Source organism: Falsiroseomonas sp. HW251, assembly GCF_050563545.1.
Lineage (GTDB): Bacteria > Pseudomonadota > Alphaproteobacteria > Acetobacterales > Acetobacteraceae > Falsiroseomonas.
The window spans coordinates 174,784-197,789 of the sequence record NZ_JBNXUM010000003.1 but is presented as its reverse complement, the minus strand read 5'-3'; the positions used below and the strand labels follow the sequence as shown (position 1 = coordinate 197,789).

The window sequence follows — 23,006 nt, the reverse complement described above, 5'->3', positions numbered from 1 at the left end:
AGCATGCTGGGTTTCATCGTCCGCCGCCTGCTCTGGATGATCCCGTCTCTGGTGGCGGTGAGCTTCCTTGCCTTCTTCCTGATCCAGCTGCCGCCGGGCGACTACGTCACGACCTATATCGCGACGCTTGCGGCCTCCAACGAGATTGTGGACCAGCGCACCGCGATGGAACTGCGCGAGCGCTTCGGCCTCGATCAGCCCTTCATCGTGCAGTACTGGAAATGGGTGACAGGCATCCTGCTGCGCGGGGATTTCGGCCTGTCCTTCGAATGGCAGCAGCCGGTGTCCGGCCTGATCTGGGAACGCATGGGGCTGACGCTGGCGCTGACCTCCTCCACGCTGTTGCTGACCTGGGCGTTGGCGCTGCCGATCGGCGTGCTCTCGGCCGTGCGGCAGTACAGCGTAGTGGATTACGTGTTCACCTTCGTCGCCTTCCTCGGCCTGGCCATCCCGTCCTTCCTGCTCGCGCTGGTGCTGATGTACGTCGCGGTCGTGCAGTTCGGGCAGGAAGTCGGCGGCCTTTTCAGCGAGCAGTACCAGACCGCGTCCTGGTCCTGGGCAAAGTTCGTGGATCTGCTGCAGCATCTCTGGGTGCCGGTGGTCATCCTGGCGGTGAACGGGACGGCGGGGCTGGTGCGGGTGATGCGCGCCAATATGCTGGACGAACTGCACCGGCCCTATGTCGTGACGGCGCGCGCCAAGGGCCTGTCGGAACTGCGGCTTCTCGTGAAGTATCCGGTGCGGCTGGCGATCAACCCACTGGTCTCCACCATCGGGTGGATGCTGCCGCAGCTGATCTCGGGCGCCACGATCGTCGCGGTCGTGATGTCGCTGCCGACCGCCGGCCCGCTGCTGCTTCAGGCGCTGCTGAGCCAGGACATGTACCTCGCCGGCGCCTTCCTGCTGCTGATGTGCACGCTGACGCTGGTCGGCATGCTGCTCTCCGACATCCTGCTTGCGCTGGTCGATCCGCGCATCCGCTACGACTGAGCGCATGAACGTCATCCCCCCCTCCACGAGCACCGCGCCAACCGAGGACCGCGCCGACACCCGCGTGGCCGCGGCGTCGCAGTGGAAGCTGATGTGGTGGAGCTTCCGGCGCCACCGCCTGGCGATGCTCGGTGGCATCATCGTTCTGCTGCTCTACGGCGTCGCGCTGGTGCCGGATTTCCTGGCGACTACCGATCCCGGCAAGCAGAACGCCCGCGCGGTCTACCACCCCCCACAGGCCCTGCACCTGTTCGAGACGACGGACCAGGGCTGGAGTTTCCGTCCGCACGTCGTCCCGATGCGCCTGGTACGCGATCCCGTGACGCTCGCGCCGACCTTCACGCCGGACCCGAACCGTCGCGTCTACCTGAACTTTCTTGGCGAAGGCTACGAATACGAACTGTTCGGCCTGTTCACGACGAACATCCATCTCTTCGTGCCGGAGAACCCCAGGGACGCCGTGTTCCTCTTCGGCGCGGACCGGCTGGGACGCGACGTCTACAGCCGGATGGTAAAGGCGTCGCAGACATCGCTCTTCATTGGCCTCGTTGGCGTGTTCCTGTCGCTGGTCATCGGCCTGATCCTCGGCGGGATCTCCGGCTATTACGGCGGGCAGGTTGATTTTGTGATCCAGCGCGTGATCGAGTTCGTGCTGTCGCTGCCGACCATCCCGATCTGGCTGGCGCTTGCCGCCGCGTTGCCGCAGAACTGGCCTCCGGAGCGGATCTATTTCTGCATCACCATCATCCTGTCGCTGGTCGGGTGGGCTCAGCTGGCGCGGGTGGTACGCGGGCGCTTCCTGTCGCTTCGCACGGAGGACTTCGTGACGGCCGCCCGGCTGGATGGCGCATCGGAGAAGCGGATCATCTTCCGTCACATGCTGCCGTCCTTCGCGTCGCACATCATCGCCTCCATCACGTTGGCGATCCCGGCGATGATCCTGGCGGAAACGTCGCTCTCTTTCCTCGGCCTCGGGCTGCAGCCGCCGGTGATCTCCTGGGGCGTGCTGCTGCGGGAGGCGCAGAACGTGCGCTCCATCGCAACCGCGCCCTGGCTCTTCGCGCCGGGCGCGGCGGTGGTGGTGGCGGTGCTTGCGTTGAACTTCCTGGGCGACGGGCTTCGCGACGCCGCGGATCCCTACCAGAAATGAGCGACGCGCCGGCCGTCCTGGAAATCCAGGATCTCCACGTTTCCTTCCCGACGCGCGTCGGCCTGGTGCGCGCGGTGGACGGCGTGTCTTTCTCGCTCGCGCGCGGGCGGACCACCTGCGTGGTCGGCGAAAGCGGCTCCGGCAAGTCGGTCACCGCGCGCTCCATCCTGCAGATCGTCGACCCGCCCGGCCGCATCACCAGCGGGAAGATCCTGTTCCACCGGCCGGAGGGCACGGTGGATCTGGCGTCGCTGCATCCGCGCGGGCGGCCGATCCGCCAGCTCCGCGGCGGCGACATCGCGATGATCTTCCAGGAGCCGATGTCGTCGCTCTCGCCCGTCCACAAGGTCGGCGACCAGGTGGGGGAGGCGCTGCGCCTGCATCTCGGCCTGTCGCGCAGGGCGGCGAAGGAACGCGCGATCGACCTGCTCGCCCAGGTCGAGATCCCGGACCCCCGCAAGGCCGTGGACCGCTACACCTTCGAGTTCTCCGGCGGCATGCGCCAGCGCGTGATGATCGCGATGGCGCTGGCCTGCGACCCCGCCGTGCTGATCGCGGACGAACCCACCACGGCGCTCGACGTCACGACGCAGGCCGAGATCCTCGACCTGATCGGCCGGCTGCAGGAAAGCCGGGGGATGACGGTGATGTTCATCACCCACGACATGGGGGTGGTCGCGGAGATCGCGCACGACGTCGTGGTGATGGAGCGCGGCAGGGTGCGGGAGAGCGGGCCGGTCCGGCCCGTCTTTGCCGCGCCGCGCGATCCCTACACGCGCATGCTGCTGGGCAACGTGACGAAGCTCGAGCATCCCTCGGAAATCAGGCTCGCCCGCACCCCGCCCGCGGTGCCGCCGGCGCCGATCCTGCGCCTCGAGGACCTCTCGATGATCTTCCCGATCAGGAAGGGGATCATGCGGCGGACGGTCGGCGAGGTGCGCGCCGTGGATGGCGTGACGCTGGACGTGCGGCCCGGCGAGACGCTCGGCGTTGTCGGCGAATCCGGATCGGGCAAGACGACGCTCGGCCGCTGCATCCTGCGGGTGACCGATCCCACGGCCGGCGCGATCCATTATCGCCGCGCCGATGGCAGCGAGATCGACCTGGCCAAGGCCGAGGGCGAGGCGCTGCGCACGGCGCGCTGCGAGATCCGCATGGTCTTCCAGGACCCCTTCGCCAGCCTCAACCCGCGCATGACCGTCACGCAGATCGTCGGCGAGCCGCTGCTGGTGAACGGCCTGGCAAGGGGTGCGGAACTCCGCGACCGCGTCTCCCACCTGCTGGAGCGCGTCGGCATCGATCCGTCCTGGGCCGAGCGCTATCCCCATGCGTTCTCCGGCGGCCAGCGGCAACGCATCTGCATCGCCCGCGCGCTGGCGCTGAAGCCGCGCGTCATCGTGGCGGACGAGGCGACGGCGGCGCTCGACGTCAGCCTGCGCGCGCGCATGCTCGATCTGCTGCTGGAACTGCAGGACGAGCTGAACCTCGCCTATGTCTTCATCAGCCACGACATCTCGGTGATCCGATACATGTGCGACCGGGTCGCGGTGATGCATCGCGGCAAGGTCGTCGAGACCGGCGAGGCGACGCAGGTCTGCGACGAGCCGACGCATGCCTACACCAAGGCGCTGCTCTCCGCCGTGCCGCGGCCGGATCCGGAGGCGCGGCGCATCCACCTCCGCCACCGCTACACCGTGCCGGCCTGACGGCTCGCCTTGACGCCGCCCGGCGGCTGAAGTCGGCTGGGACCGGCGCCAAGACGGGAGAGGACGATGGCCGGGACCATGCTGCTGCGTGACGTGCGCCCCTGGGGTGGCGCGGTCACCGACATCGCCGTCGTGGATGGCCGCATCGCTGGGATCGGCGCCGGGCTGACCGCCCAGGGGTTCGTGATCGAGGGACGCGGCCGCATCGCCATCCCCGGCCTGGTCGAAGCCCATACCCATCTCGACAAGAACATGCTGGGCCTGCCGTGGTACCGGAACGAGGTCGGGCCGCGGCTGATCGACAAGATCGACAACGAACGCCTGAACAAGCGCCGGCTCGACATCGACCCCGCGCGGCAGTCGGCACGCCAGGCGTTGGGGTCTCTAGCCCATGGCAGCACGCATATCCGCAGCCATGTGGACGTGGACACCGACCACGGCCTCTGGGGCATCGAGGGCGTTATGCAGACACGCGACCGCCTGCGCGACGTCGTGGACATCGAGCTCGTGGCCTTCCCGCAATCCGGCATGCTGGTTCGGCCCGGCACGCTGGAACTGATGGACGCCGCGCTCGCGGCCGGTGCCGAGGTCGTCGGCGGCCTCGATCCCTGCGCGATCGAGCGCGATCCCAAGGGGCATCTCGATGCCGTCTTCGCTCTGGCGCAGAAGCACGGGCGACCCGTGGACATCCACCTGCACGAGCCCGGCGAGATGGGCGCCTTCTCGATGGAGCTCATCATCGAACGCACACGCGCGCTCGGCATGCAGGGGCGTGTGGTGGTCAGCCACGCCTTCTGCCTCGGCGCGCCTGGGCAGGAGCATCTGTTCGCCGCGCTGGCCGAGGCCGGCATCGCCATCATGACGACCGGCGCCGCGTCGCGGCCCGTGCCGCCGGTCGTGGCGCTGCGGGCCGCCGGCGTCGTGGTCTGCGCCGGCAATGACGGCATCCGCGACACCTGGAGCCCCTATGGTAATGGCGACATGGTGGAACGCGCAATGCTGGTCGGGCTGCGCAACAACCTCCGGCGCGATGACGAGGTCGAGGTGGCGCTGCGCGTCTGCACCGAAGGCGGCGCGCAGGCCATGGGCGTCGCGCGCTACGGCTTGGATGTCGGCTGCGACGCAGACATCGTCCTGATGCCGGCGGAGAGCGTGGCGGAGCTGGTGGTAGCCCGCACCCCCGACCGCCTGGTGATCAAGCGCGGCCGCATCGTCGCGGAGGGCGGCGTGCCGTCGATCGCCCCGCCATGACGGCGCTGCCATGGGGCAGGCTGGACGGGCCGACGCTGCTCACCGCGCGCTGGGTCGTCGGGCATCGCGACGGCCACCACGCCCTCCTGGAGAACGGCGAAATCGTGTTCGAGGGCGATCGCATCGTCTTCGTCGGGCACGGCTATCCCGGCGCGGTGGCGCGCCGCGTGGAGTACGGGGCGGCGTTGATCGGGCCGGGCTTCATCGACCTCGATGCGCTGTCCGACCTCGACACCACCATCCTCGCCTACGACAACCAGCCCGGCTGGAAGAAAGGCCGGGTCTGGCCGCGCGACTACCTGGACGCGGGGCCCGTCGAGATGCTCGCGCCGGATGAGCTGGTCTTCCAGAAGCGCTACGCCTTCGCGCATCTCCTGCGCAACGGCATCACTACCGCGCTGCCCATCGCGTCGCTGTTCTACCGCGCCTGGGGCGAGACCTGGGACGAGTTCGCCAGCGCGGCCGCCGAGGCCGAGGCGCTCAACATCCGCGCCTATCTCGGCCCCGCCTACCGCAGCGGCAACCAGGTGGTGGACGCGGATGGCACCATTGCCGCCTTCTTCGACGAGGAGCGTGGCCTCGCGAACCTCGCCGAGGCCATCCGCTTCTGCGAAACCTTCGAAGGCCGCGCCGGCGGCCTGGTGCGTACCATGCTCGCCCCCGACCGGATCGAGACCTGCACGCCGGAACTGGTGCGCCGCGGTGCGACGGCGGCGCGGGACCTTGGCGTGCCGCTCCGCCAGCATTGCTGCCAGTCCGCGATCGAGTACGAACTCGTCCTGAAGCTGCGCGGTATGAGCCCGGCGGACTGGCTGGAAAGCCTCGGCGCGCTCGGGCCCTGGGCGCTGCTGCCGCACGGGACGCATGTCTCGGGCTCCTCACGGATACCGCGGCCGGGTCGCGACCTCGAGATAATCCGCGACGCCGGGGCCACCATCGTGCATTGCCCGCTCGTGATGGCGCGGCACGGCGCGGCGCTGGAAAGCTTCGCGCGGGTGCGTCGCATGGGTATCAATGTCGGCCTGGGCACCGACACCTGGCCGCCCGACATGGTGCTGAACATGCAGACAGGGATGATGCTTTGCCGCGTGGTGGACGGCGACGCGCAGGCCTGCCGGTCGGAGGACCTGTATGACTCCGCGACGCTGGGCGGTGCGAAGGCGCTCGGGCGCGACGACCTCGGGCGGCTTGCGCCGGGGGCGAAGGCGGACATCACCGTCTTCGACCTCTCGGCGCCCCATCTCGGCCAGGTCGTCGATCCCATCCAGACCATGATGCTGTCGGGGCGCGGAACCGATATGCGCAGCGTCATCGTGGACGGCCGTGCCTCGCTCCAGGACGGACGCATCCCGGGCGTGGACTGGGACGACCTGGCGGCCCGCGCGCAGTCGCAGTTCGGCCGCGTGATGGCGCAGTACCCACGCCGCACGCTCGGCCATCCGCCGGTAGAGCAGATCTTCTCCTCGGCCTATCCGGTCATCCGCCGCGGCTGACGCGTCGTCACGGGTTGTACATCATCCGCGGCATCCAAAGCGCTAGGTCCGGGAAGGCGACGAGGAGCGCCGTCATGACGACCATCGCCGCGAAGAAGGGAATGGTGCCGACGAACACCTCGGCGATCGTGCCTTCCCGCCGCACTGCCTGGATCACGTAGAGCGTCATGCCGACCGGCGGCGACAGCAGCGAGATCTCGCACATCAGCACCATGAAGACGCCGAACCAGACGGGATCTATGCCGGCGGCGATCACGACGGGGAAGACGATCGGCACCGTGCCCACCATCATCGGCAGCGATTCGAAGAAGATGCCCAGCAGAAGATAGAAGACCGACAGCGCGATCAGCAGCTCGATCCGCGACGCCCCGAGCTCGGTGACGAACTTGCCCAGCGCTGGCGTCACGCCCAGCAGCCCGAGCACGAAGTTCAGGTAGAAGGCGCAGGCCAGCACCAGCATGCTCATCGCCGTCAGCTGCGCGGTCGCGATGAAGCAGTCATGCAGCATGCGGACGTTCAGCTTTCCATAGAGCGCGGCGATCGGCAGGGCGGCGATCACCGCCAGCGCCGCGCTTTCCGTCACCGTCGCCCAGCCCGTGTAGATCGAGCCCATGATGATGGAGAAGATGATCAGCGGCGGCAGCAGGTCCACCATCCGCTTCAGGCGCTCCAGCAGCGGGTCGAGTACCTCCTTCTGGCGGACCCATCCGGGCTTCAGCCAGGACATCAGGATGATCGTCGCCATGAAGAGCAGCGTCATCAGGACGCCCGGGATCACGCCGGCTGCGTAGAGCTGCCCGACCGAGGTGTTGGTCAGCGCGCCATAGACGATGAAGGCGATCCCCGGCGGGATCAGGTTGCCGAGCGACGCGCCCGCCGCGATCGATCCCAGCACCAGCCGGTCGTCGTATTTGCGCCGCCGGAAGGAGGGCAGGGCGACGGTCGCCACCGTCGCCGCCGTCGCGACCGAGGAGCCGGAGACCGCCGAGAAGATCGCGCTCGCTCCGACATTGGTGTGCAACAACCCGCCCGGCAGCGGGTTCAGCCAGTCCGCCAGGCTCCGGTACAGCTTGTCCGTACTGCCGCTGCGCACCAGGATCTCGCCCAGCAGGATGTAGAGCGGGATGGCGAGGAGCGTGTAGTCTTCCATCGCCGACCAGAACTGCATCCCCGCCGTGTTGACCATGGCGGGCGTGAGGTAGATCACCGCGCCCAGCACCGCGACCATGAACATCGCCGTTGCGACATGCAGCCCGAGGAACAGCAGCCCGACGAGCAGCAGGAAGCCGATCCCGGTCTCGGCCACGCCGATCACGACATCGCATCCTTGCCACCGGTGCGCGCCACGACGGCGCCTGCTTCCAGTTCTACCTCCTCGTCCAGCGTGATTGGGCCGTAGAGCCGGTTCACGCGCGCACGGTCCGTCAGCAGCAGCCAGCCCGCATGCACCGCGAGTAGCACCGCGGCAACCATGAACACGATCAGGCCGAGCAGCCACAGCCCCTGCGGGATCCAGAGCGGCGTGCCGAGCGGCGTCACGGCATGCGAGTCGAACAGCAGCGTCTCGTCCAGCACGTCGTAGCCGCGCAGGACGGCAAAGACGCCAAGGCCCGCCAGCAGCGCATAGGCCGTGACGTTCAGCACCGCCCGCAGCCAGGCCGGCATATGCGCCAGCAGGAAATCCACGCGTGTGTGCGACTTCGTCACCAGCGCCCATCCGAAGGCCAGCGCCGAGAACACCGCCGTGGTGTAGCCGCCCACCTCGTCCAGGCCCTGGATCGAGAAGCCCAGCAGCTTGCGGCCGACGATCTCGATGCAGGTGACGGCGGAGAACGCCATCAGCCACCACCCTCCGATCAGCGCGAGCAGCTTCGTCGGCGGGCCGAGCCAGCGGTTCAGCGGATTCTCGTCGGCGTTCATGAAGCGTCAGCCCGGAATGCGGAAGATGCGGCCAAGGTGCCCGGCCGGTGCGGGGTCGAGGCCGAGCGCGACCAGGCAGCCCCACAGCCCCGAGGCTGCAGAATCGATCACGGGGATACCGGTCTCTGCCTCCAGCGTCGCCATCACCGACCAGCCCGGCAGGTTGGTGCTCCAGAGCAGGATGGCGTCCGGCTTCGCGTCGGCCGCAACCTCCCTCGCCAGCGCGGCGATGCGGTCGGGCGGAACCAGCGACGACGCGTGGTTGTCGGTCAGCCCCAGCGTGCGCGTGCCGACCAGCGTGCGGCCGAAGCCCGCGGCCGCTTCCTCTGCATAGGCCGCGTTGCCCGGCGTGACGAAGGCGATGCGCTTCGCGTCCAGCCGGTCCAGCAGCGTCGCCGTGGCGAGCGAGGCGGTGGTGGCGGGGCAATCCGCCGCTTCGGCCATCGTCGCGCAGAGCGCCCGGTCGGCGTCGAGCCCGATACCCGCGCCGCGCGTGCCGTTCCAGCAGACCACGCCGACCTTGGCATGACCGAGCTGCCAGGCTGCGTGGCGATAGGCCTCGGGATCGTAGCCGTCCTTCGGCTGTCCGATGCCGGCGCCGTAGTAGGTGATGCGAGCGATGCAGGAATCCACGCCGGCGAAGTGCGGCAGGATAGCGGCCATCGTGCGCTCCACCACCCGGTTAGACGACGGTGTGATCGTGCCGATCGCCGGGTTCATGCGTTCTCCAACTCCGCATCGCGCGGCAGCAGGATGGCACGGGACGCCGCGAAGCGCAGCGTGCAGGCGGAACCCGCTTCCGGCACCGCGGCCAGCGCTACGCGATCCATCCGCGCGAGCAGCCGGCCCGCTGATGTCGCGACCCAGACATCAAGGCTCTGCCCCTTGAAGATCGCCTGCTCGATGGTGCCGGGCAGCAGGTTCCCCTCGTCTTCCGCGCCGGCGCCGGCCGGCAACAGCGCGATCGCCTCCGGCCTGATCGCGACGGCGGCGAGGCTGCCCTTCGCTGGTGCCGCGGCGGGTGCCGCCACGGCGAGGCGCACGCCCTTCGCGACTTCCAGCGCGACCACTGCGCCGGTCTCGGCGACGCGGCCATCCAGCAGGTTCGCCACCCCCATGAAATCCGCGACGAAGCGGCTTGCCGGCCGGTCATAGACCTCGGCCCCGGTCCCGACCTGCATCAGCTGTCCGTGCTCCATCACAGCGAGCCGATCGGCGAGCGTCAGCGCCTCCTCCTGGTCATGGGTCACCATGATGGTGGTCAGGCCCAGGCGACGCACCAGCAGGCGAAGCTCGACCTGCATCTCCTCCCGCAGCTTGCGGTCGAGGGCTCCGAAGGGCTCATCCAGCAGCAGTACGCGCGGGCGGTAGACCAGCGCGCGCGCGAGCGCGACGCGCTGCTGCTGCCCGCCGGAGAGCTGCGCCGGCATGCGATCGGCGAAGCCATCGAGCCGTACCAGCTTCAGCGCCTCCGCGATGCGCTGCACGGCCTCCGCCTTCGGGACCTTCCGCATCTCCAGCCCGAAGGCGACGTTGCGGGCGACGGTCAGGTGGGGGAACAGTCCATAGGCCTGGAACAGCATGCCGAGGTCGCGCCGATGCGCAGGCACGCCGAGCACCGAGCGGCCGCCGATCAGCACATCGCCGCCGGTCGGCTCGATCAGCCCGGCGACCATGCGCAGCGTCGTCGTCTTGCCGCAGCCGGACGGACCCAGCAGCGCCAGCATCTCGCCCGGCGTGACGTCGAGATCGACACCGCGCACCACCGGCGTGGCGCCGAAGGATTTCGAGAGAGCGCGCAGGGTGACGCCCTCTCCCTGCGTCGCCTGCGTCAGAGGGAGAAGATCCTGTTCAGGCGCTCGGTCCAGGCGGAGCGGCGCGCATTGATGTAGGACCAGTCCGGCGTGAACAGCCCGCGACGGTCCATCTCCGCCACGGGGTAGGCGATCCAGCGCAGCGTGTCCGCGGAGAACTCCAGCCCCGATATTGGCGGCGAAGTCAGCGCGAATTCGCTGAACGGCTTCTGGACCGCAGGTTCCAGCATGCGGTTCATGAAGGCGGCCGCGAGATCCTGGTGCGGGCCGTTCTTTACCAGCACCTGGCAATTGGTGCCGGCGAAGCTGCCTTCCCGGGGGAAGGCCATGGTCACCGGCGCGCGACGCGCAGTGTAGGGGTAGACATACTTGGAGTAGTCGAGCAGGCCGATATCGGCCTGGCCCTGAGCGATCTCGTTCGCGGCCTGGATACCGTCGCCGAAGATGTTCTGGATGTTCGGCCGGATCGCGGCGACGCGGTCGAAGGCCTTGTCGATTTCATACTGCGCCTCAGCGAAGGGTTTCCCCGTCTCGACGGCGGCCGCGACGATCAGGAAGAACATCGACGGCGTGTTGTTCGGGCTGACCAGCTTGATCTTGCCGCGGTAGCGGCTTTCCCAGAGCTCGGCATAGGTTTCGGGTGGGCGGACGCGGGTGTTGTGGAAGATGCCGCCGAGCGAGATGCCGAGCGCGGTGCCGTAACCATCCTCGTACATGAAGCGGGGATAGAGGTTCGCCAACGCCGGCATGCGGTCGCGCGGGAGTTCGGCGATCAGACCTTCGGCCTTCGCGATCGGGATCGCGAGGTCGTCGATGAACATCACGGAAAAGCGGGGATTTTCCTTGGTCGCGCGCATCTTCGCGACGTTCGCCAGTGTGAAGCCTTCCTCGGCCAGCACCTTGCAGCCGAAGTCGCGCTCGAAGGCCGGGATGATCTGGCGCTTGACGAAGTCGCCCTGCGCCCCGCCCCAGATGCCGACGACGATCTCCCGGGTTTGGGCGGCGACGCTTTTGACGAAGGGCGCGGCGAGCGCGGTGCCGAGCAGAGCGCGGCGGGTGGTGTTCATCATGTCATGCATTCCCTGTCTGACGTCCACTCATCCCGCGATCCGCCGCACGCCGATGCCGAGGCCCTTCTCGATCAGCAGCACCAGGCCGAGCGCGAAGAAGACCATCAGCGCCGATAGCGCAGCGATGGAGGGGTCGAAGAACTTCTGGATGGCGGCGTAGAGGAAGAGGGGCAGCGGGAAGCTGCGGGCATCGGCCAGCCACATGGAAATCGCGAAGTCATCAAAGGAGATGATGAAAGCGAAGATCCCGCCGGCGGCGATGCCTGGCCGGATCTGCGGCCAGATCACGTGGGTGAAGATCCGCACCGGGCCGGCGCCGAGGACGCGGGCCGCGTCCTCCAGCGTCGGATCGGCCGTGGTCAGCGCGCCGGAGACGGAGCGCACGACGTAGGGGATGCAGATGACGGTATGGCCGATCAGCAGTTGGATGAAGGCGCCGCGTAGGCCTATCGCGGAGAAGAACTGCAGCAACCCCACGCCGGTGACGATGAGGGGCACGACCAGCGGCCCGAGCACCAGCGCCAGAACGGCGGCGCGGCCAGGAAAGCGGCAACGCACCAGCGCCATGGCGCAGGGAATGCCGAGCGCGAGCGCAATGACGGTCGAGAGCATCGCAATCTTCAGCGAGACGATCAGGGACGCCTGCGCCTCCGGGTCCGACAGCACCGCGCCGTACCATTCCAAGGTGAAGCCCTCGGGCGGGAAGACGATGTAGGGCGTGTCGGAGATGGACATGGCGATCGGCACGACCAGCGGCGCGACGATAACCGCCAGCAGCACGGCCACGCAGAGACCGAGCGGCCAGGGCAGGCGGTCGGACGTCATGCCGCTGCCGTCCAGCGCCGCAGCCGTCGCCCGACGATGCCGATGAAGACCAGGTTCACCGCCAGCACCATCGCGACCAGCAAGGTCGACAGTGCGGCACCGAAGGGCCAGTCGTGCAGCGTCAGCACCTGTTGCTGGATCAGCGTCCCGAGCAGCGGCGAGAAGTTCCCGCCCAGGATCTGCGGCGTCACATAGGCCGCGGCGGTCAGCGAGAAGACCAGCGGCAGTCCCACGGCCAGGCCCGGCAGGGAAAGCGGCAGGACGATGCGGAGGAAGCGCTGCAACGGTCCGGCGCCCGCGATGGTCGCGGCCTGCTCCGCGGCCGGCGGGATCCGCGCGATGGCGCCGGCAAGCGGCAGCACCATGAAGGGCAGGAAGACATGCACCGAGGCGATCAGGACCGCCGCCTCGGTATAAAGGATGGACGGCGCGTCCTCGATGCCGATGCCGCCCAGCGTCCAGGCGATCAGCCCGTTGCGGCTGAGGATGGCCGACCAGCCATAGGACCGCACCACCACATTCACCAGCAGCGGCGTCACCAGCACCAGGGTCACAATGCGGGAGATCCAGGGCGCGGCGCGCGCGACCGCCCAGGCCAGCGGGAAGCCGACGATGGCGGCGGCCAGCGCCGCCAGGCTGGCCATCCGGGCGGTCCGCAGCAGGATGCGCCAGTAGAGATCGGTGGCGAAGGCGCGCTGATAGTTCTCCAGCGTGAAGCCGTACTGCATGACGCCGGCCTCGGTCCGCGCGGCGACACCAAGCCAGAGCGTCTGTGCCGCCGGCAGGATGAAGAAGCCGAGCAGGAACAGGACGGACGGCCCGGCCAGCAACCAGCCCGTCGCGGCCGCGGGCAGGGGGCGCGATGCCGATGGCACCCCGGTTGTCGTTCGGCTCGTCACGGCAAGGACGCTAACGCGGCCGTGAGATGCGGCGTCTGAAATAGCCGTCATAAATCGGGCGTCCAGCCCGAGGCTGCATCGGGCCTGTCCACATTCCGGGCGTGTTGCCCGTCAGATGGTCAGGCGCCTGCGCAGCCCGACGTCGCGCGCATGGGCGCGGAGAACCATATCGCGGTAGTAGGGCTCCAACCGGCGAGCCTCCGCGACCGCGGGCTCGAAGGATTCGCGATAAGCCGCGGTGAGCTCGCGCGCTTCCTGACGAAGCGCGGCCTCGTCCACGGTGGTGACGTGGCCGTCCTCGTACAGCACGCGGCCGTCCACGATGGTCATTCGGACCGAGCCCGCGGGCTCGCAGAACACGAGCTGGCGGCTCAGGTCGTTCAGTGGCGTGAAGGGCAAAGTATCCAGGTCGAGCAGCACGATGTCCGCCCGCGCGCCCACCGCCAGACGGCCGATATCCGGCCAGCGCAGCGCCCGCGCGCCGCCCTGCATCATGCAATCCAGGATCTCCGGCGCCTTGGGCCAGCGGCGGTAGTCCACGTCGGAAAGCGTGTGCACCAGCCCCGCCATCTTCAGCGCGGCCCAGGGGTTGATCGCATCGTCGGCCACCGCCTCGTCCGTGCCGATGCAGATGGGCACGCCGGCGTCACGCAGCGCGCGGAACGGCATGACGCCGCTGCCGAGGCGGAGATTGCAGACGGGGTTGTGCGCCACCGTCGCGCCGGCCTGCGCCAGCAGCGCCATGTCGGCGCCGTCGATCCAGATGGCGTGGATGACAACCATACGCTCGTCCAGCACACCGATGTCGTGCACCAGGCGCACCAGGCTCCTGCCGTATTTTTCCTCGCCCAAGACACGCTGCAGCTTGGTCTCCAGGATGTGGCAGTTGAAGGGCAGGTCGTGCTTCGCCGACAGCGCCGACAGCGCTTGGAAATAGGGCAGCGTGACCCGCTGCGGGGCCGAGCAGGACAACGCCGCGCCGATCCGCCCGCCCGCCGTCCCGTCCCAGCGCGTGATGAGGTGGTCGTAGAGCTCGAGCAGTTCCTCGGCCGGCTGGATCGGCGCGGCGTCCATGCCGGCGCGGATATCGGGCGGGAGGAGGTCGGCCAGAAAGGGGTACTTCTCGTATTCCACGACATTCGGCTGGTCGATCGCGAGCCGCGCGCGAAGGCCGCTGTCGCGATAGGCCTCGGCGATGCCGTCGATGCCCTCGGCCGAGGCGACGGGGACATGGAAGGCGTCGTCCATCACGGTCGTCACGCCGACGCGCAGCATCTCGATCGCGCCGAGCATGGTGCGGACGTAGTTCAGGCGCTTGACGGGCACGCCGGTCGCGAGCGGCGGCACCTCGTAGAGCATGAACACCTCGAGCGGCAGCCCGTCCACCATCCCGCGCAGGAAACTGCCGGGCGAGTGGAAATGCGCGTTGATCAGGCCGGGCATGGCAAGCCGGCCTCGGGCCTCGATGACGCGCGCGGGCGGCCTCTCTGGACAGAGCGCGGGCCCGATGGCCAGGATGCGGCCGTCGCCGATCAGGATGTCGGCCTCGGGCCAGACGCGGCCGGCGTCGAAGGTGAGGATCTGGGCGTTGCGGATCAGCAGGGACATCGGCGCATCCTGGCCGCTTCGCGCGGTACCTGGCCAGCCCCGATGAGCCACGCGGCGGAGGTCGGCCGCATCGTTGGCCGCGGCGCCGCGGCCGCGTGCCCGACCGCCTGAGAACCGCGATGCTCAAGACCCACAGCCGCTTCTCCTATCGCAGCATCGAGGAGCGCCCGCGCTTCCGCTGGCCCGGCGAGAAGGGTCTCGCCGTCTATGTCGCGTTGAATGTCGAGCACTACGCCTTCGGGGAGGGCCTGGTGGAGGATCTGGTCCCAGGCATGCCGCAGCCCGATGTGCTCAACGCGTCCTGGCGGGAATACGGCACGCGGGTCGGCGCCTGGCGCCTGCTGCGGCTGTTCGAATCCCGCGGGCTTCCGCTCACCATTCTGCTCAACAGCGAGATGTACGACCATGCCCCCGACCTCGTCGCGGCTTGCCGTGCGCTGGGCCACGAGATCTCCTGCCACGGCCGCACCAATTCCGAGAGCCAGGGCGGGCTGGACGAAGCCGCGGAGCGGGCCCTGATCGCCGAAGCCACGCAGCGCATCGCGCAGGCCGAAGGCAGGCCGCCGCCCGGCTGGCTCGGCCCGTGGCTGGCGGAAACCGAGCGGACGCCCGAACTGATCAGACAAGCGGGCTACCGCTATATCCTGGACTGGTGCGCCGACGACCAGCCGATCTGGCTGGCCACAGCCACAGGGCCGCTGCTCGCGCTGCCCTATTCGCAGGAGATCAACGACAGCGCCGCCATCATGGGCCGCCAGGTCGGAGCCGCCGAGTTCGCGGACATGATCATCGACCAGGTGGACCAGATGATCGAGGACAGCCGCGCCCCGGACAGCCCGCCGCTCGTCTTCGGCCTGGCGCTCCACAACAACATCATTGGGCAGCCCTTCCGGCGGAAGCACCTGGCGCGTGCGATGAATCACCTGCGAGCCCGCGCCGGCGAGGTCTGGATCACGCGCGCCGCCGACATCGCGGACTTCATCCACGCCGATCCGACACGGGCGGCCTAACCCTTCAGCAGGGCCTCAAGCGCGGGCGCCAGCCCGATCGTCGGCCGCTCGCCGGGATGCGCGAGGCTGCCGGCCCTTGCCTTGATGGGCTTGAGGCGCACCAGCATCTCGCATAGCCCCACCCCCGCCGCGATGCCGTCCAGCACGGGCACCGGAACCCGGTCCGCGATGCGGGGCGGCATGCCGGCCATCGCCGCGCCGCACAGCACAACGACTTCGGCCTCGGCTTCCGTCACCAGCGCGGCGGCCGCAGCAGCGACCAGGTCGTCCACCGTGCGCGGGTTGGCATAGGCATCGATAGGCGATGCGGTGATCGCCCTGATCCCGGCCAGCCTTCCCGCCAGCCCATACTGCGCAACGAGTTCGCGGTAGACGCCCGGCGTCCCGAAGGTCACTAGCCCGAAGCGTGTGCCGAGCAGGCAGGCCGCGTGCATCGCGGCCTCCGTCATGCCAACAACCGGCACACCCAGCACCTCCCGCGCCGCGAGCAGGCCGGTGTCGTAGGACACCGCCAGCAGCACCGCATCGGCGCCCGGCACGTGCTCCGCCAGCAGGTCCAGCATGGCGTGCGCGGCGACCGCGTTCTCGGCGCGGGAATTGATGACGCGCGCGCCGAAGCGCCCGGTCAGCGGCACGATCTCGGTCCCTGGCGAGGCCACCGCACGGGCGGCGCGTTCGCAGAGCTCCGTCACCTGCGGCGAGGTGTTCGGATTGGCGACGAGAAGGCGCAAGGCAGGGCTCCCGCGGCTGACACGGCGCCGAGTATGCCGGGCCGGCCCGCCTCTGTCGCCGCGCTGCGTGCTGCCCTGAAAAGCGGCAGCCTGTGCAGGCCTTGGGCTACGCTCCGCTCCGGGCGATGTCTTGCGCAGCGTCGGCGGGCTTGCGGCGAGGCACGGCGCCGCGCCGTAATGCTGCGGTAACCACGGGGGGGAACCCGGCACCATGCGTCGAGCTCGTCTTCTTCTCGCCGCCCTCGCGCTGACGCTGTCGGCCGGGGCGGCGTCCGGCCAGACCACCATGCGCTGGCTCAGCCAGTCCCAGCAGGCCAGCACCCAATTCCCGGTCGAGACCGCCGCCATGGAGCGCATGACCGCCGCAGATGGCGTGCGCATCGAGCGCAGCGAGTTCCAGACGCTCGGGCTCAACATGGCCGATGCGCTACGGCTTGTGCGCGCCGGCACCTTCGACATCGTCTCCACGCAGGTTGGCCTCGCCGCGCGCGACGATCCCTTCCTCGAGGGCATCGACCTCATCGGCGTCTCCACCGACATGGGTGAGCTGCGCATCGCCGTGAACGCCTATCGCGAAGCCTTCAACGCCCGCATCGAGCAGCGCTTCGGCGCGCGCGTGCTCGCGATCTGGCCCTTCGGCCCGCAGGTCTTCTTCTGCAACCAGCCGATCCGGACTCTGGACGACCTGCGCGGGATGAAGGTGCGGTCCTTCACCGCATCCATGTCGGCCTTGCTTGAGCGCCTGGGCGCGACGCCGGTCACGCTGGCCTTCCCGGAAGTCTACCCGGCGCTGCAGCGGGGGCTGGCGACCTGCGGCATCACCTCGCCCACCTCGGCCAATACGGGCAAGTGGCCGGAGGTGACGACGCATCTCATGCCGCTCTCGGTCTCGGGCTCGGTGCAGGCGCATCTCGTGAACCTCGCCTGGTGGAACCGCCTGCCGCCCGCGCAGCGCGAGGCACTCACCGCGCAGTTCAGGCGGATGGAGGACGAGCTGTGGCAGCTCGCGAGCGTGACCAACGAGGATGCGACGGCCTGCTCGATCGGACTGCCGAGCTGCCTGCGGCAAGCGCATGGGGCTTACAACATGACCCTCGTCCAGGTCAGCGAGGCCGACAAGGCGCGGCTGCGGCGGATCTCGGAGGAGGTGATCGTCAGCGAATGGGCACAGCGCTGCGCCCGCGGTTACCCCAGCTGCGCGCAGGTCTGGAACGACACCGTCGGCCGCGCCCGCGGCGTGGCGATCAGGTAGGGTGCGGCGCGGCGTGACCGCGCCTGTCACCTGTCTCCGCCGCGTCGCCTGGCTAGTCGCCTGGGACGCGGCGGCGGGCCGGCATGTCTACCTGCGCGACGCCGACCTCGCCTTCGCGGGCGACACCATCCTGCAGGCCGGCGGGCATTGGGAAGGCGTCGCGGCACGGGAGATCGCAGGCGAGGCGCTCTTCGTCATCCCCGGCCTGATCAACATCCACTGCCACCCCGCGCAATCGCCCCTCTTCCGTGGCTATGTCGAGGAGTTCGGCAACCCCCGCCTCTTCTATTCGTCCCGCCACCGCTTCCGGCAATGCTTCCTCCCGGACGCCGAGGCGCAGCTTGCCGCGGCGCGCTACGGCCTCGCGGAGCTGTTGGCCGGCGGCGTGACGACGGCGGTGGATCTCAGCCACGCCTATCCCGGCTGGCTCGACCTGCTGGCGGAAAGCGGGCTGCGCGCGGTGGCAGCGCCCATGTTCCGCTCGGCCGCCTGGTACACCGACACCGGGCAGGAGACGCAGTACGAATGGTCGGCCGACCTTGGTGAGGCCGCCTTCGCCGAAGCCGGCGCCGTGATGGAGCAGGCCGAGCGGCACCCGAGCCGCCGGCTTTCCGCCATGGTCTCGCCGGCGCAGGTGGACACCTGCACGCCGGACCTGCTGACGCGGAGCGCGGCGTTGGCCCGCCGCACCGGCCGGCCGCTGCACACCCACGCCGCGCAAAGCCTTGCCGAGTTCGCCGGCATGGCGCGGCGCCACGACACGACCCCCATTGCCTTCCTGCATCGCCTCGGCTTCCTCGGACCGCGCACCATCGTCGGCCACGCGGTCTTCACCGACGAGCATCCCTGGCTGGTCTGGCCGACGCGGGAGGACCTGGCGCTGCTGGCCGGCAGCGACACCGCCGTCGCGCATTGCCCGCTGGTCTTCCTGCGCGACGGCACGCTGCTGCACGACCTCGGGCGTTATCTCGAGGCCGGCATCACGATCGCGATCGGCACCGACACGCATCCCCAGAGCCTGCTGGAGGAGATGCGGCTCGCGGAGCTGCTGGCCCGTGCCGCCGCCGGCCCGCGCCACCGCTGCGACACCGCCGCAATCTTCCATTCCGCCACCATCGGCGCCGCGCGCGTGCTGGGGCGGGACGATCTCGGCCGCCTCGCCGCCGGCGCCCGGGCCGATATCGTGGCGTGCCGGTTGGATCACCCCGCTATGCAGCCCGTGCGAGACCCCTTGCGGAACCTGATCCATGTCGCGGCCGAGCGCGCGATCCGCGACGTCTGGGTCGCCGGCGAGCAGCGCGTGGCAGAGGGGACGGTCCTGCCGATCGACATGGCCTCTGCCGCGCGCGCGCTCGGCGTGCAGCAGGGGCGGCTGGACGCGGAGGCGCGCCGTCGCGATCCCGAGGCCTGGCAAGACGACGCCGCCGCGCCGCCGAGCCTGCGACACGCCGCGGGTCCCTTGTAAACTCCTGATGAATGCCGGCGACGCGGTTTTGCCACGGCGAGCTCCGGGAGGAACGGCGCCGCGAACCGCGCCGCGCCCGGTTGCCTGGACCGGCAGCCTGTGTGAACGTCGAACGACCGCCACCATTCGGGATGCCAGGCCATGCGCCGTTTCCTTGCGCTCCTCGCCGCCCTCGCCGCCGCGCCCGTCATGGCCCAGGCACAGTCGCCGATGACGCTGCTGGCCTATGCCGGGATCTTCCGGGACAACTATACCGCGACCGTCGTCGCGCCCTTCGGCGGCGTGCAGTACGTGGAGGGCGGCACCAGCGCGCAGATGCTCGGCACGCTCCGTGCGCAGCGGGCCGATCCGCAGATCGACGTGGTCATCATGGACGTGACCACCGCCGCGATCGCCTGCGCCGAGGGCCTGGTGGAGCGGCTCAACCCCGCCGACTTCCCGGTCTTCGCGGAGCTCGACCAGCAGGCCCGCGACGCCGGCGTTGGCTGCGGGCCCGCGGTGACCTACGACCATCTTGTGCTCGTCTACGACGCGCAGAACGTGCGCCCGGCGCCCACCGGCTTCGCGGCCATGTGGGATCCTGCCTGGCGCGGGCGCCTTGCGGTCTCCGCGCCGCCGAACATCCAGGGCCTGGCGCTGACCGCAATCCTGGCGCATTCGACGACGGGGAACTGGCGGGAGGCGAACCAGGCCTTTCCGCGGCTGCGCCAGCTCGCGCCGTCCGTGCAGACCTTCGATCCCAATCCCGATGGCTACACGCTGATCCTGAACGACCAGGTCCGCTTCGCCACGGGCTGGAACGCGCGCGCGCAGCTCTATCGCGACCAGTCGAATGGCCGTATCGGCGTGGTGCTGCCGCAGGAAGGCACGGTGTTCCAGATCAACACGATCAACATCGTCGCCAATGCCAGGAACCGCGCGCGCGCCGCGGCCTTCGTCACCCATGCGCTGTCCACCGGTCCGCAGGCGGCCTTTACGGAGCGGATGTTCTACGGCCCCACCAACACGCGCGCGACGGTCAGCCCCGCGGCGATGGCGCGCACGGCTTTGGCGCCGGAGTATCGCAGCCGGGTCATCCCTCTCGACTGGAACGAGATGCTGCAGGTGCGCGACAACTGGAACCAGCGCTGGCGGCGCGAGGTCATCGCAGCCTCTGGCCGCTGACTTGGCCGCGGAGCACCACCTCGTCCTGGAAGGGCTGACGCGCCGCTTTGGGGCCAACCCGCCGGCGGTGGACAGGCTGTCGCTCGGGCTGCAACGCGGCGCGCTGCTGGCGCTGCTGGGTCCCTCGGGCTGCGGCAAGACGACGACGCTGCGCCTGATCGCGGGGCTGGAGCGCGCCGATGCCGGGCGCGTGCTGGTCGCCGGCCACGACGTCACTCCCTTGCCGCCCGAGGTGCGCAACATGGGGGTCGTCTTCCAGTCCTATGCGCTGTTCCCGCACATGACGGCCGCCGGCAATGTCGCCTTCGGGCTGGAGACGCGCCGGCTTTCCCGCGCCGAGCGCCAGGAGCGCGTGGCCGAGGCGCTGGCGCTGGTCGGCTTGTCCGACCTCGCGCATCGCAAGCCACGCGCGCTTTCCGGCGGCCAGCAGCAGCGCGTCGCGCTTGCCCGGGCGCTGGCGATCCGGCCGGAATTGCTTCTGCTGGACGAGCCGCTCTCCGCGCTCGATGCCCAGCTTCGCGACGGCATGCGGGAGGAGATCCGCGCGCTGCAACGCCGCCTCGGCACCACCACTGTCTTCGTGACCCACGATCAGGCCGAAGCGCTGGCCATGGCCGACTTGGTCGCGGTGATAAATGCCGGAAGGCTGGAGCAACTCGGCACGCCGGAAGACCTCTTTGAACGCCCCGCCACACCCTTCGTCGCGGGCTTCGTCGGCCGCTCCTCCCGCTTCGCCGCGACGGTCGAGGCGCCGGGCTGCGTACGCGTCGGCTCCTGCCTGCTGGACGCGGCGGACACGCCGCCGGCGGGCGCCGCCCAGGTCTTTATCCGCCCGCACCGCGTGATGGTCGGCGACGCCGGCGTGCTCCGAGGGCGGATCATCACGCGGACCTACGAAGGGGCAACGGCGCTGCTGACCATCGAGACGGAAATCGGCCCGTTGCAGGCCGAGGTCGCAGCGACAATGGCAATCCGCGCGGGCGATGCCGTGGGCGCCACCTTGCCGCGCGACGCGCTGCGCGTCTTCCCCGCATGATCGGCTGGCTGCTCGCCGCCCCCGCGCTGGCGGTGATCGCCATGGGCTTCGGGCTGCCTGTCCTGGTGCTGTTCCGGATGAGCCTGAACCGCACGGACGAGATGGGCGCGATGCGGCCGGATCTCGGCCTGCAGACCTACACGAAGCTGCTGCAGGACGAGTTCATCGGCGAGATCGCGCTCGACACGCTGGTGCTGGCCGCGGGCTGCGCGGCGATCGCGGTGGCGCTGGCGCTGCCTGTCGCGATGGCGATCCGCGCCGCGTCGCCGCGCTGGCGGGGACCGCTGGCGCTGGCCGCCGTCGCGCCGCTACTGGTGTCCGGCACGGCGCGCATCATCGGCTGGCTGGCCATCCTGGGCGACGCCGGCCTGGTCAACACGCTGCTGGTCGGCCTCGGCCTGCCGGAGCAGCGGCTGATCAACAACTGGACCGGTGTGCGCATCGGGTTGACGGAGAGCCTGATGCCCTATGCCGTGCTGGTGCTGCTGGCGGGCCTCGGGCGGCTGGACCCGCGGCTGGACGAGGCGGCAGCGACGCTCGGCGCGGGCCGTGCGCGCACCTTCCTGCGCGTGACGCTGCCCTTGGCATCGCCGGCGCTGGCGGCGGCCTTCGCGCTCTGCCTCGTGCTCGGCATTTCCGCCTTCATCACCCCGCGGCTGATGGGCGGCGGCCGCGTCTTTGTCGTGGCCACCGAGATCTTCGACCAGGCGCTGGAGAGCGTGGATTGGCCCGCAGCATCGGCCATGGCGATGATGCTGCTCGCTGCGGTCGGTGCTCTGGCTGTGTTGCGGTCGCTGATCCCGGAGCGTGGGCGATGAATCGCGCCGGGCCACGTCGCGCCGGGCCGGTGCTGTGGATCGCGGCCGCCGCGGGCTATGCGCTGCTGCTCTCGCCGGTCGTGGTCGTGGCGGTGGTGAGCTTCTCCGCCGGCCAGTTCCTGGCCTTCCCGCCGCCGGGCCTGTCGCTGCGCTGGTACCAGGCGCTGTTCGCCAATGCCGAGATTATGACGGCGCTCGCGACCTCTGCGACCTTGGCGGCTGTCGTGACCGTGTTGTCCCTGCTGGTCGGTCTGCCGACGGCCTATGCGATCGCGCGGCTGACCTTCCCGGGCCGACGGTTGCTCGCAGACCTGCTGGCGGCGCCGTTGCTGCTGCCAACGCTGGTGATCGGCCTCGCCCTGCTGCTCGCGCTGCAACCCCTGAAGCTTGTGGCGACCTGGCCCGGGCTGGTGCTGGCTCATTGCACGCTCGCGGTGCCCTTCGCGGTGCGCATCATGACGACCGCGATCGCCGCGGTGCCGGCCGAGCTGGAAGCCGCGGCGCGCACCCTGGGCTCGGGCCCGGTCCGGGCAGCGCTGCGCGTTACCCTGCCGCTTTCCGTCCCCGGGATCCTGGCGGCCGCCGCGCTGTCCTTCCTGGTTTCCTTCGACGAGACCGTCATCTCGCTCTTCATCGTCGGACCGCGCCTGACCACGCTGCCGGTCGAATTGTTCCGCTACGCCGAGAACCGTACCGACCCGCTGGTCGCTGCGCTGTCCATGCTGCTGATCGTCATCGCGCTCGCCGTGGTGCTGCTGGTGGAGCGCGCTGCCGGGCTGACCAAGACCCTCGCCAAGGACTGAT

21 protein-coding genes are annotated in these 23,006 nt (G+C 69.7%); 12 read left to right on the top strand and 9 right to left on the bottom strand.

Going from position 1 to position 23,006, the window contains the following annotated elements; genetic code table 11:
* The first annotated feature begins 3 nt into the window (after positions 1–3).
* From ACLF3M_RS04605 to ACLF3M_RS04585, 5 genes are all read left to right on the top strand, one after another.
* Positions 4–990: an ABC transporter permease gene (locus ACLF3M_RS04605; RefSeq protein ID WP_430655679.1), complete on the top strand. Its 987-nt coding sequence runs from the start codon at positions 4–6 to the stop codon at positions 988–990.
* Positions 991–994: 4 nt separating this feature from the next.
* Positions 995–2,140, top strand: a complete 1,146-nt coding sequence (locus tag ACLF3M_RS04600) for an ABC transporter permease (RefSeq protein ID WP_430655678.1) — start codon at positions 995–997, stop codon at positions 2,138–2,140.
* Positions 2,137–3,846 (top strand): ABC transporter ATP-binding protein, encoded by a 1,710-nt coding sequence (locus tag ACLF3M_RS04595; RefSeq protein WP_430655677.1) that lies wholly within the window; start codon positions 2,137–2,139, stop codon positions 3,844–3,846. The genes ACLF3M_RS04600 and ACLF3M_RS04595 overlap by 4 nt, the downstream gene beginning before the upstream one ends.
* A 66-nt stretch (positions 3,847–3,912) precedes the next feature.
* Positions 3,913–5,097, top strand: a complete 1,185-nt coding sequence (locus ACLF3M_RS04590; protein WP_430655676.1) for an amidohydrolase family protein — start codon at positions 3,913–3,915, stop codon at positions 5,095–5,097.
* Positions 5,094–6,590, top strand: a complete 1,497-nt coding sequence (locus ACLF3M_RS04585) for an amidohydrolase family protein (protein WP_430655675.1) — start codon at positions 5,094–5,096, stop codon at positions 6,588–6,590. The genes ACLF3M_RS04590 and ACLF3M_RS04585 overlap by 4 nt, the downstream gene beginning before the upstream one ends.
* 7 nt (positions 6,591–6,597) lie before the next feature.
* On the opposite strand, the gene ACLF3M_RS04580 is transcribed toward ACLF3M_RS04585, so the two are convergent.
* The 8 genes from ACLF3M_RS04580 to ACLF3M_RS04545 form a co-directional block, all read right to left on the bottom strand.
* Complete coding sequence (locus ACLF3M_RS04580) at positions 6,598–7,905, bottom strand: TRAP transporter large permease (protein ID WP_430655674.1); 1,308 nt, start codon at positions 7,903–7,905, stop codon at positions 6,598–6,600.
* Positions 7,902–8,510: a TRAP transporter small permease subunit gene (locus ACLF3M_RS04575; protein ID WP_430655673.1), complete on the bottom strand. Its 609-nt coding sequence runs from the start codon at positions 8,508–8,510 to the stop codon at positions 7,902–7,904. The genes ACLF3M_RS04580 and ACLF3M_RS04575 overlap by 4 nt, the downstream gene beginning before the upstream one ends.
* 6 nt (positions 8,511–8,516) lie before the next feature.
* The gene (locus ACLF3M_RS04570) at positions 8,517–9,230 is read right to left on the bottom strand and encodes an aspartate/glutamate racemase family protein (protein ID WP_430655672.1); all 714 of its coding nucleotides are present in this window, start codon (positions 9,228–9,230) and stop codon (positions 8,517–8,519) included.
* Positions 9,227–10,273: an ABC transporter ATP-binding protein gene (locus tag ACLF3M_RS04565; RefSeq protein WP_430655671.1), complete on the bottom strand. Its 1,047-nt coding sequence runs from the start codon at positions 10,271–10,273 to the stop codon at positions 9,227–9,229. The genes ACLF3M_RS04570 and ACLF3M_RS04565 overlap by 4 nt, the downstream gene beginning before the upstream one ends.
* Before the next feature lie 68 nt (positions 10,274–10,341).
* Positions 10,342–11,394 (bottom strand): extracellular solute-binding protein, encoded by a 1,053-nt coding sequence (locus tag ACLF3M_RS04560; protein WP_430655670.1) that lies wholly within the window; start codon positions 11,392–11,394, stop codon positions 10,342–10,344.
* Positions 11,395–11,421: 27 nt separating this feature from the next.
* Complete coding sequence (locus ACLF3M_RS04555; protein ID WP_430655669.1) at positions 11,422–12,219, bottom strand: ABC transporter permease; 798 nt, start codon at positions 12,217–12,219, stop codon at positions 11,422–11,424.
* Complete coding sequence (locus ACLF3M_RS04550; RefSeq protein WP_430655668.1) at positions 12,216–13,118, bottom strand: ABC transporter permease; 903 nt, start codon at positions 13,116–13,118, stop codon at positions 12,216–12,218. The genes ACLF3M_RS04555 and ACLF3M_RS04550 overlap by 4 nt, the downstream gene beginning before the upstream one ends.
* A gap of 111 nt (positions 13,119–13,229) precedes the next feature.
* Positions 13,230–14,726: an amidohydrolase family protein gene (locus ACLF3M_RS04545; RefSeq protein WP_430655667.1), complete on the bottom strand. Its 1,497-nt coding sequence runs from the start codon at positions 14,724–14,726 to the stop codon at positions 13,230–13,232.
* 119 nt (positions 14,727–14,845) lie between these two features.
* Between ACLF3M_RS04545 and ACLF3M_RS04540 the strand changes: the two genes are divergently transcribed.
* Positions 14,846–15,736 carry a polysaccharide deacetylase family protein gene (locus ACLF3M_RS04540; RefSeq protein WP_430655666.1) on the top strand — a complete coding sequence of 297 codons (891 nt, stop codon included), beginning with the start codon at positions 14,846–14,848 and terminating at the stop codon, positions 15,734–15,736.
* On the opposite strand, the gene ACLF3M_RS04535 is transcribed toward ACLF3M_RS04540, so the two are convergent.
* Positions 15,733–16,467: an aspartate/glutamate racemase family protein gene (locus tag ACLF3M_RS04535; protein WP_430655665.1), complete on the bottom strand. Its 735-nt coding sequence runs from the start codon at positions 16,465–16,467 to the stop codon at positions 15,733–15,735. The genes ACLF3M_RS04540 and ACLF3M_RS04535 overlap by 4 nt on opposite strands.
* Positions 16,468–16,678: 211 nt before the next feature.
* Here ACLF3M_RS04535 and ACLF3M_RS04530 point away from each other — a divergent pair, with 211 nt between their 5' ends.
* The 6 genes from ACLF3M_RS04530 to ACLF3M_RS04505 all read left to right on the top strand — a co-directional run bounded on the left by ACLF3M_RS04530 (position 16,679) and on the right by ACLF3M_RS04505 (position 23,005).
* Entirely contained in the window at positions 16,679–17,719 is a 1,041-nt protein-coding gene (locus ACLF3M_RS04530) for a TRAP transporter substrate-binding protein (RefSeq protein ID WP_430655664.1), read from the top strand.
* A 13-nt stretch (positions 17,720–17,732) separates the two neighbouring features.
* A complete protein-coding gene (locus ACLF3M_RS04525) occupies positions 17,733–19,184 on the top strand; it encodes an amidohydrolase family protein (protein WP_430655663.1) in 1,452 nt (483 codons plus the stop codon).
* 141 nt (positions 19,185–19,325) lie between these two features.
* Positions 19,326–20,348 (top strand): extracellular solute-binding protein, encoded by a 1,023-nt coding sequence (locus ACLF3M_RS04520; protein WP_430655662.1) that lies wholly within the window; start codon positions 19,326–19,328, stop codon positions 20,346–20,348.
* 1 nt (position 20,349) lies between these two features.
* Positions 20,350–21,384 (top strand): ABC transporter ATP-binding protein, encoded by a 1,035-nt coding sequence (locus tag ACLF3M_RS04515; protein ID WP_430655661.1) that lies wholly within the window; start codon positions 20,350–20,352, stop codon positions 21,382–21,384.
* The gene (locus tag ACLF3M_RS04510) at positions 21,381–22,202 is read left to right on the top strand and encodes an ABC transporter permease (protein ID WP_430655660.1); all 822 of its coding nucleotides are present in this window, start codon (positions 21,381–21,383) and stop codon (positions 22,200–22,202) included. The genes ACLF3M_RS04515 and ACLF3M_RS04510 overlap by 4 nt, the downstream gene beginning before the upstream one ends.
* Positions 22,199–23,005, top strand: coding sequence for an ABC transporter permease (locus ACLF3M_RS04505; protein ID WP_430655659.1), 807 nt, complete (start codon positions 22,199–22,201; stop codon positions 23,003–23,005). The genes ACLF3M_RS04510 and ACLF3M_RS04505 overlap by 4 nt, the downstream gene beginning before the upstream one ends.
* Position 23,006 lies beyond the last annotated feature (1 nt).

Bases quoted from the DNA above. Each gene is read 5' to 3' on its own strand.
- ACLF3M_RS04605 (WP_430655679.1), top strand. From the start codon at position 4: ATGCTGGGTTTCATCGTCCGCCGCCTGCTCTGGATGATCCCGTCTCTG.
- ACLF3M_RS04600 (WP_430655678.1), top strand. From the start codon at position 995: ATGAACGTCATCCCCCCCTCCACGAGCACCGCGCCAACCGAGGACCGC.
- ACLF3M_RS04595 (WP_430655677.1), top strand. From the start codon at position 2,137: ATGAGCGACGCGCCGGCCGTCCTGGAAATCCAGGATCTCCACGTTTCC.
- ACLF3M_RS04590 (WP_430655676.1), top strand. From the start codon at position 3,913: ATGGCCGGGACCATGCTGCTGCGTGACGTGCGCCCCTGGGGTGGCGCG.
- ACLF3M_RS04585 (WP_430655675.1), top strand. From the start codon at position 5,094: ATGACGGCGCTGCCATGGGGCAGGCTGGACGGGCCGACGCTGCTCACC.
- ACLF3M_RS04575 (WP_430655673.1), bottom strand. From the start codon at position 8,510: ATGAACGCCGACGAGAATCCGCTGAACCGCTGGCTCGGCCCGCCGACG.
- ACLF3M_RS04570 (WP_430655672.1), bottom strand. From the start codon at position 9,230: ATGAACCCGGCGATCGGCACGATCACACCGTCGTCTAACCGGGTGGTG.
- ACLF3M_RS04560 (WP_430655670.1), bottom strand. From the start codon at position 11,394: ATGATGAACACCACCCGCCGCGCTCTGCTCGGCACCGCGCTCGCCGCG.
- ACLF3M_RS04555 (WP_430655669.1), bottom strand. From the start codon at position 12,219: ATGACGTCCGACCGCCTGCCCTGGCCGCTCGGTCTCTGCGTGGCCGTG.
- ACLF3M_RS04545 (WP_430655667.1), bottom strand. From the start codon at position 14,726: ATGTCCCTGCTGATCCGCAACGCCCAGATCCTCACCTTCGACGCCGGC.
- ACLF3M_RS04540 (WP_430655666.1), top strand. From the start codon at position 14,846: ATGCTCAAGACCCACAGCCGCTTCTCCTATCGCAGCATCGAGGAGCGC.
- ACLF3M_RS04530 (WP_430655664.1), top strand. From the start codon at position 16,679: ATGCGTCGAGCTCGTCTTCTTCTCGCCGCCCTCGCGCTGACGCTGTCG.
- ACLF3M_RS04520 (WP_430655662.1), top strand. From the start codon at position 19,326: ATGCGCCGTTTCCTTGCGCTCCTCGCCGCCCTCGCCGCCGCGCCCGTC.
- ACLF3M_RS04510 (WP_430655660.1), top strand. From the start codon at position 21,381: ATGATCGGCTGGCTGCTCGCCGCCCCCGCGCTGGCGGTGATCGCCATG.
- ACLF3M_RS04505 (WP_430655659.1), top strand. From the start codon at position 22,199: ATGAATCGCGCCGGGCCACGTCGCGCCGGGCCGGTGCTGTGGATCGCG.